Genomic DNA, 16274 nt, shown 5'->3' with positions numbered 1-16274 from the left:
GAATTAGTCCTCCAGAGAAATATCCTTGTTATCAGCAGTTACGTCAACCCATTTTTCCACGGTGCAAGTCACATTGCTGATACCTGCCTTCGTCAGTGTGAAGGTGTAGGTATAGCTGTGGTTTGGATACCAGAAAGCAACCTTATCGTCTTTAGACTGGTTCTGGCTGCCGCCGTTAGCTGTTGCGATGATATCGCTCAGCGACTTAACCACGTAGTACTGGTTGTTGTCTGGTGTCTTGATGGTGATGCCAACATAGAGGTTGTCGCCGGTAGCACGTGTCAGCGCTTGAGGAACAACAGCAAATGTGAAGGCACCAGTCTTCTTATAGGTAGTATCAGACTCGTCAATACCAGCAGTTGGAGCGGTGAAGGCAGCACTTGCCGTCAGGTTGCCAGTAGGCGTTACCAGGCCGTTGCCCATCTTCACCTGACCGTTAGCATAGAAATAGGTGAGCGATACTTCGCACTGGCCTCCGTTGTCTTCAAGAGCAACAGCATTTGAAGTTTTCGTCGTACGCAGCACCACGTTGATGTTACTCATCATGTGCAGCTCTGTCATGTTGATGGTAGAGTTGGTAGCACCGATAGCAGGGCTCAGCGTGGCTGCATAACCGTCGGTGGTGCTATACTGAATAGGACTGGTTGTGCTGGTGAGGAAGGGAGCACCCCAGTGATAATCGTGAGTTGTCTGAGCACCAGAGGTCACCTCGAAGTAGTCATCAACAGTATCATCAGCAGTCCCCTTAATCTCAGTCCCCTTGTTGACGGTACGGAAGTGATAGAATGACTTGTTGTTCTCGAAGAACCAGTCTGTTGTCCATACAGCACCACTCTGAGTGAGGCCAGCCTTGTCTGTATAGTCGCCCATCCAGTTCTTGGCTGTGCTGGTGCCAGTGTTAATCTGTGCAGACTCGTCGTTCAAGCGATAGAGGTCGAAGTTGTCAGCAGGAGTACCATTATCGTTTTTAAAGAGGCTCAGTTCGATGTGCGAGTTGTCCATGTCCTTATTGGCAGCCGTCACATCAGTCCAAGGCTCCAGAGTTGCCGTCACATTGATAATCTTACTTTTACCCACAGTGATGGTAAACACATAGTTCTTGCCCTGAGCCATTGTGAGCGAAGTCTCGGAAGTGCCCTGTCCCATGTTCAGTGCATCGAGCATCATATCCTGAGTGATGAAATACTTGTTGTCATCAATAATAAATTCCAGCACGTTGACGTCGCTACCCTCATTGAAAGTGTAGCCAGGCAACATCTGAGCCTGCAGAGTGTAAACGGCATTCGCTGCGAGTTCTGTCGTGGCCATCTTCTCGATGTCTCCAGAAGTAACGGCAGACCATGAACCATTCTCAATGTCCAGTTGACCTTGTGTCGGTACATTCAGGATCTTAACATTGGTGCCTGAGGCAAAGATAAAAGGAGCAGAAGTATAACCCTCACCTTTCTTCAGGTTGACGGTGATGCGGCTCAGGGCGTGGTTGAACTTCAGGTTACCCTGGTCGAACTTACCAGGACCGTCCTGCATGTTGGTGTCCTTCAGACGGAACTGCAGACAACCGTCTTTTACTACATCATATTCACTGCTTGTGTAGTTATAAGCCTTAGCGCCCCCCAAACCTGTTGCACTGATATTATTACTATAGGTCAGGTCCTCATTGGCAATCACATCAGCAACGCTCTGGTCTGCAGAAACAGTCCATTCGATAGCTTCAGAAAGAGCACCTGCACTCCAAGTGTTGTTGCCATCAAGCAGGTTCACCAGCGTCTTGCCGTTGTTCTTGGGGTTCGTGTTCTCGGGGACTGCTACCGCAAACACAGAGAGATTGGCAGCGCGACCATAAGCGTCATCCCAGTAGCGGATATTCTCGTCGCTGGGCGCTTCAATTTTTGAGTAAGAGTCCACACTACCGGTTGCATCCTTTTCTGCTGTGGCCCAAGTGCGTGTTTCGCGAATATTGCTGTCATCTTTCTTACTGCGGATGTGCATAGCAATCATCGTGTTGCCGGCAAAGCCAGCACGTGTCACGGCTGCGTTGTCTTCGCCTACGAATGAGATAGCGGTTTTGTTACTTGGGTCGATGACAGATGCATCGTCCTCCAAACTGTTTGAACATGCTGAGGCTACCAGTGCAGTAGCGGCTACCAGCGGGAAAAAGAGATTTTTCATTTTGGCTATTATTTTTTTCTTGTTATAATTCTGTGATTGATCTATTGCTCGAGGTTGGTCTCGATGTTGCCATAGACATTCGTCCAGGGCGTCAGCTCTGCGCTGAAGTCGATGGTCAGCGGATAGAACTCGCTCACTTTCAGAACGTACGTATATATGTTGTTCGCCTCCCAGTCGAAGGCGTCGATATTCTTCTTGTCATCTTTGATGTCGATGTCGGTGTAGTGAATGGTCTTGCTCGCTTTGTCGTAGGCGATGTGACCATCGGCACTGGTGAAGTCGCTCTTGTAGTCCAAGCCATAGACGTCAAACGAGATGGTCATCTTCACTCCCGTTTGTGGTATTTGCAGCATGCCGTCCTTGCATTCGCAGTAGTAGGCGTGCTCGCGGTCGATGGCCTTGTTTAGGTCGCCCTGCTTGTTGTCGTTGGTCTGCAGCAGCAGTCTTTCGTTGTCGTTGGCGGCCTTCGTTGTGGTGGTGAAGGTGCCGTGCAGCATGTCGCTGTTGGCGAGGTCGGCGGTGTAGCCGTAGCCCTTGGTGATGAAGTTGTCGGAAACAACTTTCACCTTTATATTATATAAGTAGAAGTTGGCAGGTGTCTCCTTGCCGTAGTTGTTGTAGATGGCAAAGCGCACCTTCGACGTCAGGTGGTGGAAAGGCAGCGCCACGTAGCGGTCGTACTTGGTGGTAGCGCCATTCTCTGTGCGGTCTTTGCTGATAAACGTGCTGCCGTTCAGCAGGTCCACGTCTTTGGTGTTAGAGCCATCGTTGCAAGCCACCTGTGCCGGCATGTAAGGCTCGGCACCTGTAGTCAGCACACCATTGTTGCAGGTCTGATAGACGTATGCGGTGGTGGCGGGTATCTCCAACGTGCTGGCATCCAGTGTGAAGTTGGCAATGTCGTCCTGAGCAGGACAGGGGCTGATGGCATAGAAGCGGTAGGGGAAAGCCGAGGCATCCCAATAGCGCTCAATCTGTGTTTTGTAGTAGCCTTCGGTCTTAGAGCCAACATAGTCCCATTTCGACAGGTTGGCCCATGCGTCGGTCTTGTACTTCACCTCATACCGATCCATGATGAGCGATTGCTTGGCGGTGGCAAAGCCTTTCCAGCTGCTCACCAAGAAGCCCTGTGTCAGGTAGTTGCTGGCAGCCGCACGTCGTGCCGGTGCTTTCATCACCGGAGCACTCATCACTGCCTGACTGAACTGCATGGGCACGCGTCCGTCGTCTGCATCCTCATCCAGAAAAGTAGAGTCAGAAGAACAAGCGGTGAGGCTGGCGCACAACAGGAGTGCGCCAGTCCACCAGCTTAGTGTTTTGTTTATCTTATGATTAGAAATTGCTATCATTAGATTTTGCTGTGTAATCCTCAACAGTAGCACCGTCGAATACGATAGGATATACGGTAGGAGTAGCAGGTACATCGGGGTTGGTGATATCAATAGTGGTATCATCAGGATTGGTTGTACCCTTAGAATCCTTAGTAATCTTGAAAGTATAGGTGTACTTGGTGTTAGGCTGCCAAGCAGCGATGAAGTCTGAACCATTCTTGGCAGGCACATAGACACGGGCGTTGTGAACAGTGATCTCCTCGCCATTGTCCTCAGCAATCAGCTTGTATGACACGTGGAAGGTGAAACCAACCTCGCTGGTAGTGGGCTGAGCTACGGGATAATAAATGGTAGAAGACTTAGCATAGTTCTGTGTGTTGCCGGTTGCTACTGCTTCGGGAATCACATTGTAGTTTGTGCTAAGCTTTGAGGTGAATGAAGTCAGTCCGTCTTCAGTTCCGGCTGGAATCACGAACTTCAGGTTGTCCTGAGTCTTTGAAGCGGTGCTGTGGTCAACGTTGGCAGTGGGATTGCCAACAGTGCTGAAGTCGATGGTTGCACCACAGGTGGTGTAATAGTCAGCCTTGGTGTAGGTCGTGCCATCTGTGGTTGCAGGAGTTGCCTGAATGCCGGTGTTAGGGTCGGTCACATCGATGATCTCCACTCTGTAGCCGCGAACATCCTCGTAGAAACGCAGGTTTACTTGTGCGCCCAGGTGCTTGAAGTTCAGCTTCACGTCCTTCAGGTCTGCATTGGTGGCCTGAGTGCCAGCATACATGAACTCCTGCAGTGAGGGATTATCGTAGCCAGCCTTCTGAGCACCGTTTGCTACAGTGATTTTCTTAGTGCTCTCATCGAAGCTAACGCCTGTAGCACGATATGGAGCGTATGCGTAGAAGTTGGTGTTGGTGTATTTCAGGTCCCAGTAGCGCAGGTACTGGTTGGCATTGGCCGACATGTAGTCAGTCTGAGTAGCAAGGTAACCCTTCGTGTTGTCTGTGTTTGTGTATTCGGCAGTACCCAGATACTCATAGAACCAAGGTGACTTGTGGTCAGCGTCTGTGCCAATGGTACTTGCCCATGTGGTGGCGTTTGCGTTGCTGTAACCCTTACCTGCACCATCTGAGTAACCTACCAGATAGTTGTCCATCACCAGTTGAGTGCTCAGGCCTGTGCCATACTTGTAAGCCCACACGCCGAAGTTGTAGTGGCCAAGGTCCTCCAGGTTCTGTGCAGCACGAGTCATGTTCTTCTTCTCCACGCTGAAAGCGATGGGGGCTTCGTTTTCGGCAGCTGATCGGTCAACCAGATCATCGCTGCTGCAGCTTGCAAGTGCAACAGCGGCTACTGCCAGGAATGCTAATTTTTTCATTTTAATGGTTTTAATTAATAAAAAAGTGAATAATCTTAGTTCTTTCTATATTTCCCTCCTTTTGGAGGGGTTAGGGGAGGCTTTTAGGGGAGGCTCCTTATATCTCAATTTCCCAGAACACCTCGTTGTAGTCCTCTACCGTAGGTATAAACAGACTGCCGGTGCCTTTGTTTACAGGGTCGGGTGGCGTCAGTTTGTCGCAGTCTATCCACACCGTCAGGATACCGCCATGTGCCTGTGCGCGGCATTGCTCGGTGACGTCAAACTCGTAGGTCTTCACCTGTCCGTCTTTCCATATCAGGTCATAGTACAGGAAGTTGCGCAGCGCAGCGCGCGAACCCACATATCTGGCGCCCGACCGTGTGTAGGGCTCGTTGTCACAAAGTCCAAAGGTGGTCAGCTTGCCGCCAATCACGTCGCTCTTGCGTCCCTTCACCGTCAGTCCCTTCTTCATGCGGGTGTTGAAATAGATCACCGCAGGCTTGTTGCCCGTGTGGCCCGTGTTCACGTTGGTCGAGCTGGCCATCGACGAGAGTGCCGCATTGCCGTTGATGCCCATGATCTTGCCATCCTCGTTGTTGTAGAGGATGAACTGCACCAGATAGATATACACCAGCGGACGCAGTTTGGTCTCCAGGTGCTTGATATACACATTCTCCACGGGGTCGTACTCATAGTCGGCCAGGTCGTGCGAGATATAGATGTTCTCGGGATAGGCACCGAAGAAGATTTCTGGCTGGTTCAGCAGTCCGATGGCGCTGGATCCATCGGTGTCGTTGGCACGGCTGCGGTCCAGGATGCTTCGCGAGATGCCGCGTGTGCCTGTGGTGGTGGCTATCACCGAGTCCAGTTCCTCGTGCATCACCAGCACCTGCGTACCGTCTTTCGAGTCGATGTCGCTATAGAACAGCATGTCGTAGTAGCCAAACTGGAAGTAGCGGCGGAACCTGTTGCCGCGAATCGAGAAAGCCTCGTCGTTGGTGTGCTTGGCGTTGGGGTCGTCGCCCTTATAGTAGCGGTGCACCTCGTAGCTCGAGGGTCGCTCGTAGCCGATATATCCCCAGATGGAGTCGTCTTTCAGGTCCCATCCGTAGTACCAGTTGGTCTCCAGATCCACATCCACGTCCCACACCACGTCCATCTCCGTCTCCACCTGTGGCATCACGAAGTCCAGGTTCTGACCGGGCAGGTGCAGCGGAGGCTCGATGCACGAGCTCAAGCCCATCATTACCGTTGAGATGATGATATTATATAAATGTACGCGCGTCATCTTGTCACCTCCTTTTTCTTCCTGTAGATAATGTCGTAGGTCAGGTGCAGTCCGGCATTGGTGGGTCCAAACCACATGAATCTGTGGTTGCGCTTCTTAAACTGGCTGGTGCTGCCACGATAGTTGTAGTAGTAGAGTCCGTCTATCGTGCCGTTGATGGGATTGCCCCATACGTAGGGGTCGTAGCGGGTGATGAAGGCCCCCATGCTGAGGCTCAGCTCCAGTCGCAGGCTGCCTTTCTTGTTCAGTCGGCAGGTGTGGCCCAGTGTCAGTCCGGCACCACCGCCTTCGCCTTCCCAACCTTTGGTCTGGCTGAAGCCGATGCCATAGACCGTGCCTTGTGCATAGGCGCCCAGGTAGGTGCCCAGAAAGGCGCCACCGCCCTTGAAGTAGCGGCGCAGCTCCAACTGCACGTCGCGCACCTGCATGAACTTGTGGTTCTCCCAGTGGCGATGGTTGGAAAACGTAAAGCCAGCATTATAGGTGTAGTGTCCCGTCAGGGGGTAGTACTCCAGTTGGATGTTGCCGCTGGGTGCGAAGCCAAACTGCGGGACGTAGGCAAAATCGTGCAGCAGGTTTGTTCTGGCAGCAATCAGGTGTCGGCGCCTATAGGTCTTGGCAGATGCCGGCATCAGGTTCAGCTGTTCGGGCAGTGGCGTCACCATGGGCAGGGCAGCCTCCGCCGTTATCTGACAGGCTCTCATGGGCATGCGGTCGGGGTTCACCGTGAACCACAACACCACGCGGCTCTGGCGCAGGGTGGGGTAGTACACCTCGAGCAGTCGGTTCCAGGTCTTGCCGTCGTTCAGTGCCATCAGCTCGCGCTTGCACTGGTGCTCATCGCCCTTGCTGCGGTCCCAGATGGCTTTCACCTGCTCGTATTCCTCGTCGCCGGCCAGCTCCATCAGCTTCACCAGGTAGGCATAGTCCTCGGTCACGCACTTCGCATCGGTGGTGCAGTTGCCGATGGGCTGGTCGAGGTTGCTTTTCAGAAACTCTATCAACCGCCTGGTGCGCTCGCGACTCAAGCGGATGTTGTTCCAGTAAGGACCCTCTGGCGATGCGGCACCCTTCACAAACACCTGACGCAACACCAGGTTCTTCTCTTTGAGCAGAGGCACCAGACTGTCGTTGTAGAGCGCAATGAACGGATCGTCTTCCAGCAGTTCCGTGCGGTTCACCTTGAATCGAAGACCACGCGCCACCATGTCGAACAGCGAGTCGCTGATGGCGGGCGGTGTGCTGACATAGGCATCCGAGACATAGACAAAGGGGTAGCCCGGCAGTTGTCTATACCGCAATGTGTCTATATTCTCAGCCCATCCGTGCACATGGCCGAGAAGCACAAACATAACGAAAATTTCTATTTTTAGATGGTTGACTAATCGTTGCACTTAAACCTTAAGTTTTGTAGCAAATTCATTTGGATGCAAAATTACTGAAAAAATAAATAGGAATAAAACAATGATTGTCATTTTTACAATGTTTAACCATCTCTTTACATTATTTATGCACAAACAGTCCTTTTTCGTGCCATTTTGCATCGTTTTTTCTCTTTTTCTTGTCTTTCTTTTAGTAACAATATCAGGCGATTGTGTCAAAATATTCTTTCCGAGTGCCTGAGCTGCGGCATTTGCACAAAAACAGAAAAGCATAAGAAAGTTTTCTGTTTTCGGCCAATTTCTGACGCCTTTTTGAGGCAGTGACGAGCCTTTTATTTTGTTTTTCCGACTTTTCGTTGTATCTTTGCAATCCGAATCTTAGTCATAGAAACCGAGTAGAACCATTTATGAAGATTGTTTTTCAGAAAAAGAAGCCCTTTTTTCTGGCATATATAGCCTTGGCATTACTGGCTGTTGCCGGGTGCCACAACCAAAAGACCATGAACGAGCTGGAGGCCATCAGTCAGATGGCCGACGAGCATCCCGATTCGGCGTTGGCCATGTTGAAGGCCTGCGAGGACAAGGTACCGCGCTGGCAGAGAGGCGATAGGATGTGCTATGAGTTGGTGAAGCTGAAGGCTCAAAACAAGGCAGACGTGCTCTTCACGTCCGACTCCATCGCCAAGGAGGTGGCCGACTACTACAGCTTCCATGGCACCAGCAACGAGCGCATGCTGGCTTACTATCTGTTGGGGCGCGTTTATAGCGATATGGGCGAGGCACCACAGGCGCTGCAAGCCTTCTACGACGCCATTGAGAGTGCCGATACGCTGAGCGCCGATTGCGACTACAGTGTGCTTATTCCTGTTTATGGGCAGATGTCTCTGATTTATGGAAAACAAAACCTTCCCCGCGATGAGATATGGGCGCTCCGTCATTATATCGACTATATCCGAAAGACCGATACAGAGAAAGAATATATCATTGCTAAACAGCAATTGATGACACCTTATTACCAACTTGGTGAGAAAGACAGCGTGTTAGCTATCATCAATGAAACTTACAACTCATTAAAGCAACTAGGCGAAGACCGTGAGGCTGCCGATGCCTTGGTGGCATCGGTGTTCATTTATATTGAGCGTGGACAGCTGGCAGAGGCGCGACGGGTCATAGATATTTTCGAACGCGAGTCGGGGTTGTTTGATGCGCAAGGCAATATCGAGACAGGACGTGAGAGTTATTATTATATACGTGGAGCCTATAAATTGGCTGTTGGTCAAGTAAATGCTGCTGAGAAAGACTTTCGCCGGGCGATCAATTCATGCTTTTCGCCCGATGTTTATAAAGGTCTGATGGCCATTTATCGCAGGAAAAGTAATATGGACTCTGTGATGCATTATGGTTTCTTATATGAACAAGCATTGGATACTATACACAAACAAATGCAGATAGACGCCATCCATCAGATGTCGTCCATGTATAACTATAGCCGCAGTCAGAAGCTGGCAGAGCAGGAGGCTCGCAATGCTCGCAATGCCCGCATTTGGAGCGTTGGCATTCTGTTTACTGTGGTTTTGGGCTTTGCACTGACCTACAAGTTGTATCTGAGCTACAAGAAGAAAAAGCAAGAAGAGATAGACGCCCTGTCAAAGTCGCTTTCAGACGCCAGAAAGGAGTATCAAACCGTGCAGGATGAGTTGCTGACGCTCAACAATCGTGACTACGAGAAACTGATTGCCGACAAGGAGAAGAAAGAGAAAGAACTGCGCCAAACCATCGAGCGACTGGAAGATTTCATTGGTCTGCCCAAGGCTAAAAACAGTCTGGATACTTTCAGCGAAAGCACAATCGTCAAGATTTTCCGCCAGAAGCAAGCCTTCAAGACGGAATCATTCTTGCCTCGCGAGTCACATTGGCGTGCCTTGGTGATGCAGTTTGCCAAGGAGATGCCCGACATGCACCGCCTGTTGGTCGAAGAAAAGAAACTGTCGCCTCTTGAGTTGCATGTCTGCATCCTGGTATTGCTGGGTTTCGATGACATCACGATTGTTCATCTCACAGGCTCCATCTCCCAAACCATCACCAAGGCAAAGGCCCGCGCCAACATGAAATTGTTTGGCGTAAAAGGCGCTCATGGACTCAAAAGAGAGCTTTTTCGGGCTTCCAGACCCCTTTGACTTCTTTTGACTTATTATTTTTGTAAGTCGCTGATTGTCAGTTTTCTGTGTTGACTTATTGGCCGTTTTGACTTCTTTTGACTTATAGAAAAAAGCTCTTTTTTGATATTTCTTTTTCGAATGTTTTCGTATCTTTGCATCGACTAAAATCACATGCATCACTTAAACCTATAGAGTAAAGAAATGAAAAAGATTATTTCAGTTTTAAGTTCACTGTTGTTCGCTGGGCTGCTTGTTGCCAGTGCCCAGGTGTCTTCAGTCTATGTTTTAAATCTGTACGCACATCAGATCGTTAATCCTACATTAGTTAAGAAGCCTATTCGCAAGGCTCCTGCCAAGCCAGTCATCCCAGTGGTCACCGTCGATGGACACACACTGAACTTCAGTGCACCTTTGTCAGAAGGCCAGATTGAGTTGCTCAATGAGGACGAGGAACTGGAGTACACCATTTATGTGGCTCAGGGCAGCACCAAGGTGGTGATCCCCGCCTACATCACGGGCTATTATTATATTAATATTGTGCAAGGCAATTACTGCTTTAGCGGAGATATAGACCTTTAAAAATCGGAATAACCATGGAAAAGACTAATTTGCGCTATCAACGCATGCGATTGATCATTGAGAAGGAGAGCATGTGGATTTTGCTCTACGGTGCATATCTCGTTGCCCTGTTCACAATCGTCTTAGCATGTATGTAGAGATTACATTCTGTTGATTTTCCTTAACCAATTCTTCGGCGGCATCGGCTTCAATACCATGAAGTTAGGTGCCGCCATATTTTTGACCCCCTCCTGACCTCCCCAAGGGGGAGGAAATGGGAGACCCACCCCCGGCCCCTCCCTGTATGGAGGGGAGTAGATAGCCTTCAACTCCCTCTGCGTCTCTGGAAGGTAATTGCTGTTTTGTGCTTTTGTATCTGCCGAATGGTGCGCTTGTTTCGTTACTATTCATGCCCAATATTGTCGCTATTCATGCCCAATTGTGCCGCTATTCATGCCCAATAGTGACACTTTCGTGTTGTTAAAGTGCCACTTTTGCATCGCGTCTAGCCCCTAGATTACTCCATTCTAGGGGCTAGATGTGTCGGTTCTAGGGGCTAGATCACTCCATTCTAGCCCCTAGAAATGTCTTTTCTAGAGTCTAGAATGTCTTTAAAACCTTAAGTATTGCATGGCGATTCGGCCACTATTGTGGTCAAAAAGTGTCGGTTTCATCGATTTAAACCGGTGCTTTTATCGCAAAAAACGCCCGTTTCACCGATGAAACGGGCGTTTTTTTTAACGCTATTCTATTTAGAGGTCTATGCAGCTTTATGGTTCGTAGTCGTCGCCTAAGGTCATTATTTCAAGTTCGCGCAGGAACTGCGTACGCGACTTTGATGTGCGCACATGTATTGTACGTGTCTGTCCAGGAAGCAGGTCGTAGTAGTTGTCGGCAAACACATCCTTGATACCTTTAGTCTTAAGGAACACGGCACGGGCGAAGATGTCTGTGCTGACGCTGACGTTGAAGCCGTCTGCAGCGTCGCTGACGTTTGTCGTGAGCAGAGGTTTGCGATAGTGCATCTCTTTTTGGCGGACAGGGTATGCGATGTTGTAGTAGGTCTTGTTGCCAGTGTGATAGGTGATGTAGAAGAACACGTTTTCGGGTTGTTCGCCTCCAAGGATGTCCTGGACGGGCAGGGTGACGATGTCGATGGCCGTATTCTTGGGCAGGGTGATGGTCTGTTTCTTTTCATAGGCCACACGTCCGTCGATGGTCATGGTCTGGATGCAAAGCGTGCCACGGGCAGAAGTACGGCGGTCGTTGACGAGTTTCAGTTCTAACACCTTCTTGGACAAGGCAACATCTTGCGATTGTTTTACACCTGTGTCTTCCTGTCCTGGAAGGGCCGCGACTTGTTTGCTTTCTTGTGTTTTAGCGTCTTCGCTTTTTACGCGGGGACTGACGAGAATGTCGTCGTAAGCCTTGCGTGTCACGTAGTGCAGCGCTTTCCAACGGCCGTAGTAGTCACGGCTGCTCCATGAAGCTACCGGCCAGCAGTCGTTGAGCTGCCATACGATGCTGCCCATGCAGAAGGGACGGTCGCGGCGGAAAGCCTCCATGCCCATCTTCACAGCATCGGCCTGCAGAACCTGTCCCACGTAAAGAAAACGTTTGAAGTCGGTAGGCACTCGATAATCGCGACTCATATACTCCTCGATGCGGTGGTTGGCATAGGTGCCGGCATTCTGATGCGCCATCATCACTTCGCTATAGATATTGTGGTCGCGAGGGTCGGGGTTGTAGAGCAGCACGCTCTCATATTCCGGGAATGACTGGAAACCATATTCCGACTGAAAGCGCACATGGTGGTCGAAGTAGGCCTCGATGGGGTCACCACCATGCCACACCCCCCAGTAGTGATCATCGCCGTTGATGCCATCGCTCGGCGTGTCTTCAAAAGCCCAGGGCGACGAAGGTCGGTAGGCAATGCCGCCACCATACTGTCGCACCACCTCGGGCAGCACCTCATAGAAGATGCTGTGTTGCATCTTCCAGACACGGTCTGCCTGTCCCAGTTCTTCGAAATAGCGCTTTTTGCCACCCCAGCCGAACCACACATCCTGTTCTTCGTTGTTGCCGGCATAGACAGCCATGCAGGCATGGTTGCGCAGACGGCGCACGTTGTAGATAGCCTCCTCCTTGATGTTGGCTAAGAAGGCCGAGTCAACCTCGTAGGTCTGACAGGCAAACATGAAGTCTTGCCACACTAAAATGCCCATTTCATCGCAGTATCTGTAAAAACTGTCGTCCTCGTAGATGCCGCCGCCCCACACACGAATGATGTTCATGTTGACGGCTGCCGCATCGGCCACCACCTGACGGTAGATGCTGTCGGTGACACGACTGAGGAAGTTGTCGTTGGGTATCATGTTGCTACCCTTTGCATAGAGCGGTTCGCCGTTCAGTTCAAAATAGAGGTTATGTCCGTACTGGTCCTTATCGTTGTGGAGGCGCAGGCTGCGGATGCCAAGGAGGGTGGAAGACTCACCCCCAGCCCCTCTCTGCTCAGAGAGGGGAGTAGATAGCTTTTTATCGCGATTGTTGCTTTGAGAGTGACCACTTCCCTCTCTGAGCAGAGAGGGGGCGGGGGTGAGTCTTAGTTTCATCGTCGTCAGATAAGGCTCACCTAAGCCGTTGGTCCACCAAAGGCGAGGATTCTTCAGCGTGTAGTCAAGGGTGATGGTGTTGTGTCCCTTTTCAAGGGCCACGGTCTTCGTGGTGGCGGGCTTGCCGTCGGCAGTGATGGTGAGCGTGGCAGCTGTCACGGGCTCGTCGGTCTCCACCTCAACGACGGTGCGCAGTTGGGCGCGCGCCTTGTTCACGTCTTTCTGTATGTACCACACGTCGGCGATGCGCATGTCGCTCCACGTCTCGAGCAGCACAGGGCGCCAGATGCCAAAGGTGACCAGTCGGGGGCCCCAGTCCCAGCCATATTCAAAGCCCGCCGTGCGAGCAAAGGGCGAGATGGTCTTGTCGAAGAGTCCCCCCATCTGCGAGTGGTCGGGACCCGTGTTGTGGCGATAAGGCAGTGCATCAAACTTGGGCACGTTGACCTTCACCGGACTATGGAAGAAGACCTCCAGCAGGTTGTCGCCCTCTTTCATGATGCCTTCTACGTTGCACCGCCATTCGCGGTGCATATTGTCCGCCACCAGGATGCGCTGATGGTTCAGATAGACATCGGCATAGGTGTCGAGCCCCTTGAAGACCAGCGTCTGATGGGTGGCTGCCAGTTCCTCGGCAGATGGCTGGAAGTGCGTCTCGTACATCCAGTCTTCCTTATCGACCCACTGCACCGAACGCTCGTTCTGTCGAAAGAACGGGTCGTCGATGATACGCTCCCGCATCAGGTCGAGATGCGTGTTGCCCGGCACTTGTGCCGGATGCCAGATATCGCTGTTCCCCTGACGGAAGCGCCATCCGTCGTGTAGCGGGCGCAGAACCGTCTCGGCCATTGTCGGCACGCATAGAAACAGTGCCGACAGGAAGGTTACATAGAGCTTTTTCATGTGCATCTACTTGTTATATCTTCAGTTTTGTATGGCTGTTCGCTTTCAGGCGAACCGTCGTCGTCACACCGTTGATGCGCACCTTGACAGTCTGGTCGCTCTTAGAACGAAGGATAGCCTTTGTGACCTTGCCCTCTTTCCAGTCAATGTCGGCCTCTATGCCGCCACGTGCACAGATGCCATGCACACTGCCTGAAGACCATGTCGGAGGCAGGGCAGGCAGGAAGTCGAGCATGCCGTGATGACTCTGCAACAGCATTTCGCACATGCCTGCAACCGCAGCCTCGGTGGCATCAAACGAGAAGATGTCGCTCTCGGCACCGGCAATGCCGGCAGGCGATACCGTCATCAGGTTTTCGCGCATAAAACCCGTGTAGAGTCCCATCAGACTCTCATAAGCCTTCTCACCGTTGTGCAGGCGCGCATAGAAACAAATGTTGTTGCCGCGAGTCCACTCCGTGTCCTCCCAGTTGGGATGCGAGGTCTGATTTTTCAAGAACGTCTCGCAGCCACGTGCCAGTTCAGGTGTGCCTTCAGGGGTGATGTGTCCGTAGGGATAGAGCGAGTGCAGGTGCGAACCGTGGCGATGCGAGGGATCGTCGCGCCCCACGTCGAGCAGCCATTCTGCCAGTTCGCCATTCTTGCGCACCCGATAGGGCGGCAGTTTCTTGATGTCACGCTCCAGGCGCGCACGGAAATCGGCATCGACATGGAGAATCTTGCTCGACTCGATGCAGGCATGATAAATCTCATAGATGGTGGCGCGATCCAGCGTAGGCATCATCGAGAGCGAATAGCCGCGACCATCATCGCCGCGGAAACCATTCTCGGGCGAGATGCTGGGACCGCTGAGCAGATAGCCAGTCTTGGGATCCTCTATCATGTAGTCCATGAAGAACTGGGCCGTCTCTTTCAGCAGGGGGTAGCCCACCTCGCGAAGATATTCACGGTCTTGCGTGTATTCATAGTGTGTCCACAGATGGGTGGCAAGCCATGCACCCGCCGTCACGTTCATGGCCCATGAGCATGAGTTGCCAGGAGCCGTGTCGCCCCATACATTATTAATTGTGTGTGCCACCCATCCCCGACAGCCATACATCTTCTGAGCCGTCGCGCTGCCATATTTGGCCAGCAGTCCCAGATAGGTGAAGAGAGGCGTGTTGCATTCGGCCAGATTGGCAATGTTCGTGCTCCAATAGTTCTGTTGGATGTTGATGTCCAGGTGGTAGTCGCAGGTCCAGGGCATGTTGCAGGCCAGGTTGTCGTTCCAGATACCCTGCAGATTAGACGGCAGAGGCGAGTTCTCACGCGAAGAGCTGATCTGCATATAGCGTCCATACTGGAAGAAGATTGCATCGAAAGCCGGGTTCGGCTGTCCCTTTCGTGCCGCCTTGAAAAGCGCAAGTGTGGTCTCGCCAGCCGCTCCCTCTTCCATCTGTGAAGTGGTGAGGCTCAGGCTCATGCGGTCAAACAGCCGACGGAAGTCGTTCGCGTGAGCCGTCTTCAGTTGGCGGTATGACTGCCGTGAGGCAGCCGTTACGGTCTGCAAGCACTGTTGGCGGTAGTTGGTGTTCTGGAAGTCGGTGCGAATATCTGTGATAAGCGTCAGCGTGTTGGCCCCACTGACGATGAGGCGGTTGCCTTCAGCCTTGACACTGCCGCCTTCAGCCTGCACCCTGACAATGCCCCGAAAGCGCACGCCGCCCTCACCGTTCTTGTCGAAGCGCGCGTCGCCTGTGATGTCGAGCCGTCCCACTTCCTGTGATAAGCAAGAAGCATCGATGGTGCTGTAGCGCAGCATGTTCATGCCAATAGCCACGTTGATGGCGTGAGACTTGCTGGCACTATAGCGCACCACCAATGTCTGAGCCGGATTAGACGTGAAATACTCGTGCGTGAAGCGGACATCGCCCCGTTGATAGTTGACGGTAGCCACCGCATCGTTGAGAGACAGACAGCGCGAGTAGTCGGTCACCGTCTTGTCTTCAGTATCTTCAGTGATGACAAGGTCGCCAAATGGCAGATGCGTGCCAAACGACTTGCCATGTCCGCACAGGTTCTGCCAGCCCAGGTCGTTGCCACGGCGATAGTCGCCACTGAGGAAAGCCTCGCGCATCTCGCGGAGCTTCTCCGGACCACACAGATTGTTGGCATCGGGGTCTGGCTGTCCAGACCAAAGTGTCACCTCGTTCAGGGCGATGGTTTCCTGGTTCATGCCACCATAGACCATGGCCCCCAGTCGGCCATTGCCGAGGGGCAGTGCCCCCATCCATTGCTCAGAGGGGGCATCGTAGGTCAGTTTCAGAGGCTTGTTGCCGGCCGTTGCATTTGAGCAGAACAAGGCAGCAAAAAGCAAAGAAAAAAATAATCTCGTTATCATCATTTTGCAATTTAGTTATTAATATGGTGCAAAAGTACGATATAGTCCTGTAATATGCAATATCATGGGGATGCACAAAATGGCAGAAACGTATCAATGTGGTGGTAATTGCGACAAACGTATCATTTTCTGGTGTGA

General features: G+C 51.7%; 10 protein-coding genes. 3 read left to right on the top strand and 7 right to left on the bottom strand.

From position 1 onward, the window contains the following. Window positions 1-3: 3 nt before the first annotated feature. The 5 genes from L6472_RS13140 to L6472_RS13120 all read right to left on the bottom strand — a co-directional run bounded on the left by L6472_RS13140 (window position 4) and on the right by L6472_RS13120 (window position 7494). Window positions 4-2169 carry a fimbrillin family protein gene (locus L6472_RS13140; RefSeq protein ID WP_237805842.1) on the bottom strand — a complete coding sequence of 722 codons (2166 nt, stop codon included), beginning with the start codon at window positions 2167-2169 and terminating at the stop codon, window positions 4-6. 41 nt (window positions 2170-2210) lie between these two features. Continuing rightward, window positions 2211-3518: a fimbrillin family protein gene (locus tag L6472_RS13135; RefSeq protein WP_237805840.1), complete on the bottom strand. Its 1308-nt coding sequence runs from the start codon at window positions 3516-3518 to the stop codon at window positions 2211-2213. Continuing rightward, the gene (locus L6472_RS13130) at window positions 3502-4872 is read right to left on the bottom strand and encodes a fimbrillin family protein (protein ID WP_237805838.1); all 1371 of its coding nucleotides are present in this window, start codon (window positions 4870-4872) and stop codon (window positions 3502-3504) included. Before L6472_RS13130 ends, L6472_RS13135 begins: the two co-directional genes overlap by 17 nt. A gap of 97 nt (window positions 4873-4969) precedes the next feature. Next, a complete protein-coding gene (locus L6472_RS13125; RefSeq protein ID WP_237805836.1) occupies window positions 4970-6142 on the bottom strand; it encodes a hypothetical protein in 1173 nt (390 codons plus the stop codon). Continuing rightward, entirely contained in the window at window positions 6139-7494 is a 1356-nt protein-coding gene (locus L6472_RS13120; RefSeq protein ID WP_237805834.1) for a DUF3575 domain-containing protein, read from the bottom strand. Before L6472_RS13120 ends, L6472_RS13125 begins: the two co-directional genes overlap by 4 nt. A 437-nt stretch (window positions 7495-7931) precedes the next feature. Here L6472_RS13120 and L6472_RS13115 point away from each other — a divergent pair, with 437 nt between their 5' ends. From L6472_RS13115 to L6472_RS13595, 3 genes are all read left to right on the top strand, one after another. Beyond that, a complete protein-coding gene (locus L6472_RS13115; protein ID WP_237805832.1) occupies window positions 7932-9701 on the top strand; it encodes a lipopolysaccharide assembly protein LapB in 1770 nt (589 codons plus the stop codon). Window positions 9702-9884: 183 nt separating this feature from the next. Beyond that, window positions 9885-10262: a hypothetical protein gene (locus L6472_RS13110; protein WP_237805830.1), complete on the top strand. Its 378-nt coding sequence runs from the start codon at window positions 9885-9887 to the stop codon at window positions 10260-10262. A gap of 14 nt (window positions 10263-10276) precedes the next feature. Beyond that, window positions 10277-10399, top strand: coding sequence for a hypothetical protein (locus L6472_RS13595; RefSeq protein ID WP_255777051.1), 123 nt, complete (start codon window positions 10277-10279; stop codon window positions 10397-10399). 612 nt (window positions 10400-11011) lie between these two features. Here L6472_RS13595 and L6472_RS13105 read toward each other — a convergent pair. After that, the gene (locus L6472_RS13105; protein WP_237805828.1) at window positions 11012-13756 is read right to left on the bottom strand and encodes a glycoside hydrolase family 2 protein; all 2745 of its coding nucleotides are present in this window, start codon (window positions 13754-13756) and stop codon (window positions 11012-11014) included. A 13-nt stretch (window positions 13757-13769) separates the two neighbouring features. Continuing rightward, on the bottom strand, window positions 13770-16139 hold the full coding sequence (locus L6472_RS13100; protein ID WP_237805826.1) for a glycoside hydrolase N-terminal domain-containing protein: 2370 nt from the start codon (window positions 16137-16139) through the stop codon (window positions 13770-13772). Window positions 16140-16274: the final 135 nt, after the last annotated feature.

Origin of the sequence: Prevotella sp. E13-17 (assembly GCF_022024035.1) — a bacterium.
GTDB lineage: Bacteria > Bacteroidota > Bacteroidia > Bacteroidales > Bacteroidaceae > Prevotella.
The sequence above is the reverse complement of the archived record's forward strand: the minus strand, read 5'-3'. Positions and strand labels throughout refer to the sequence as shown.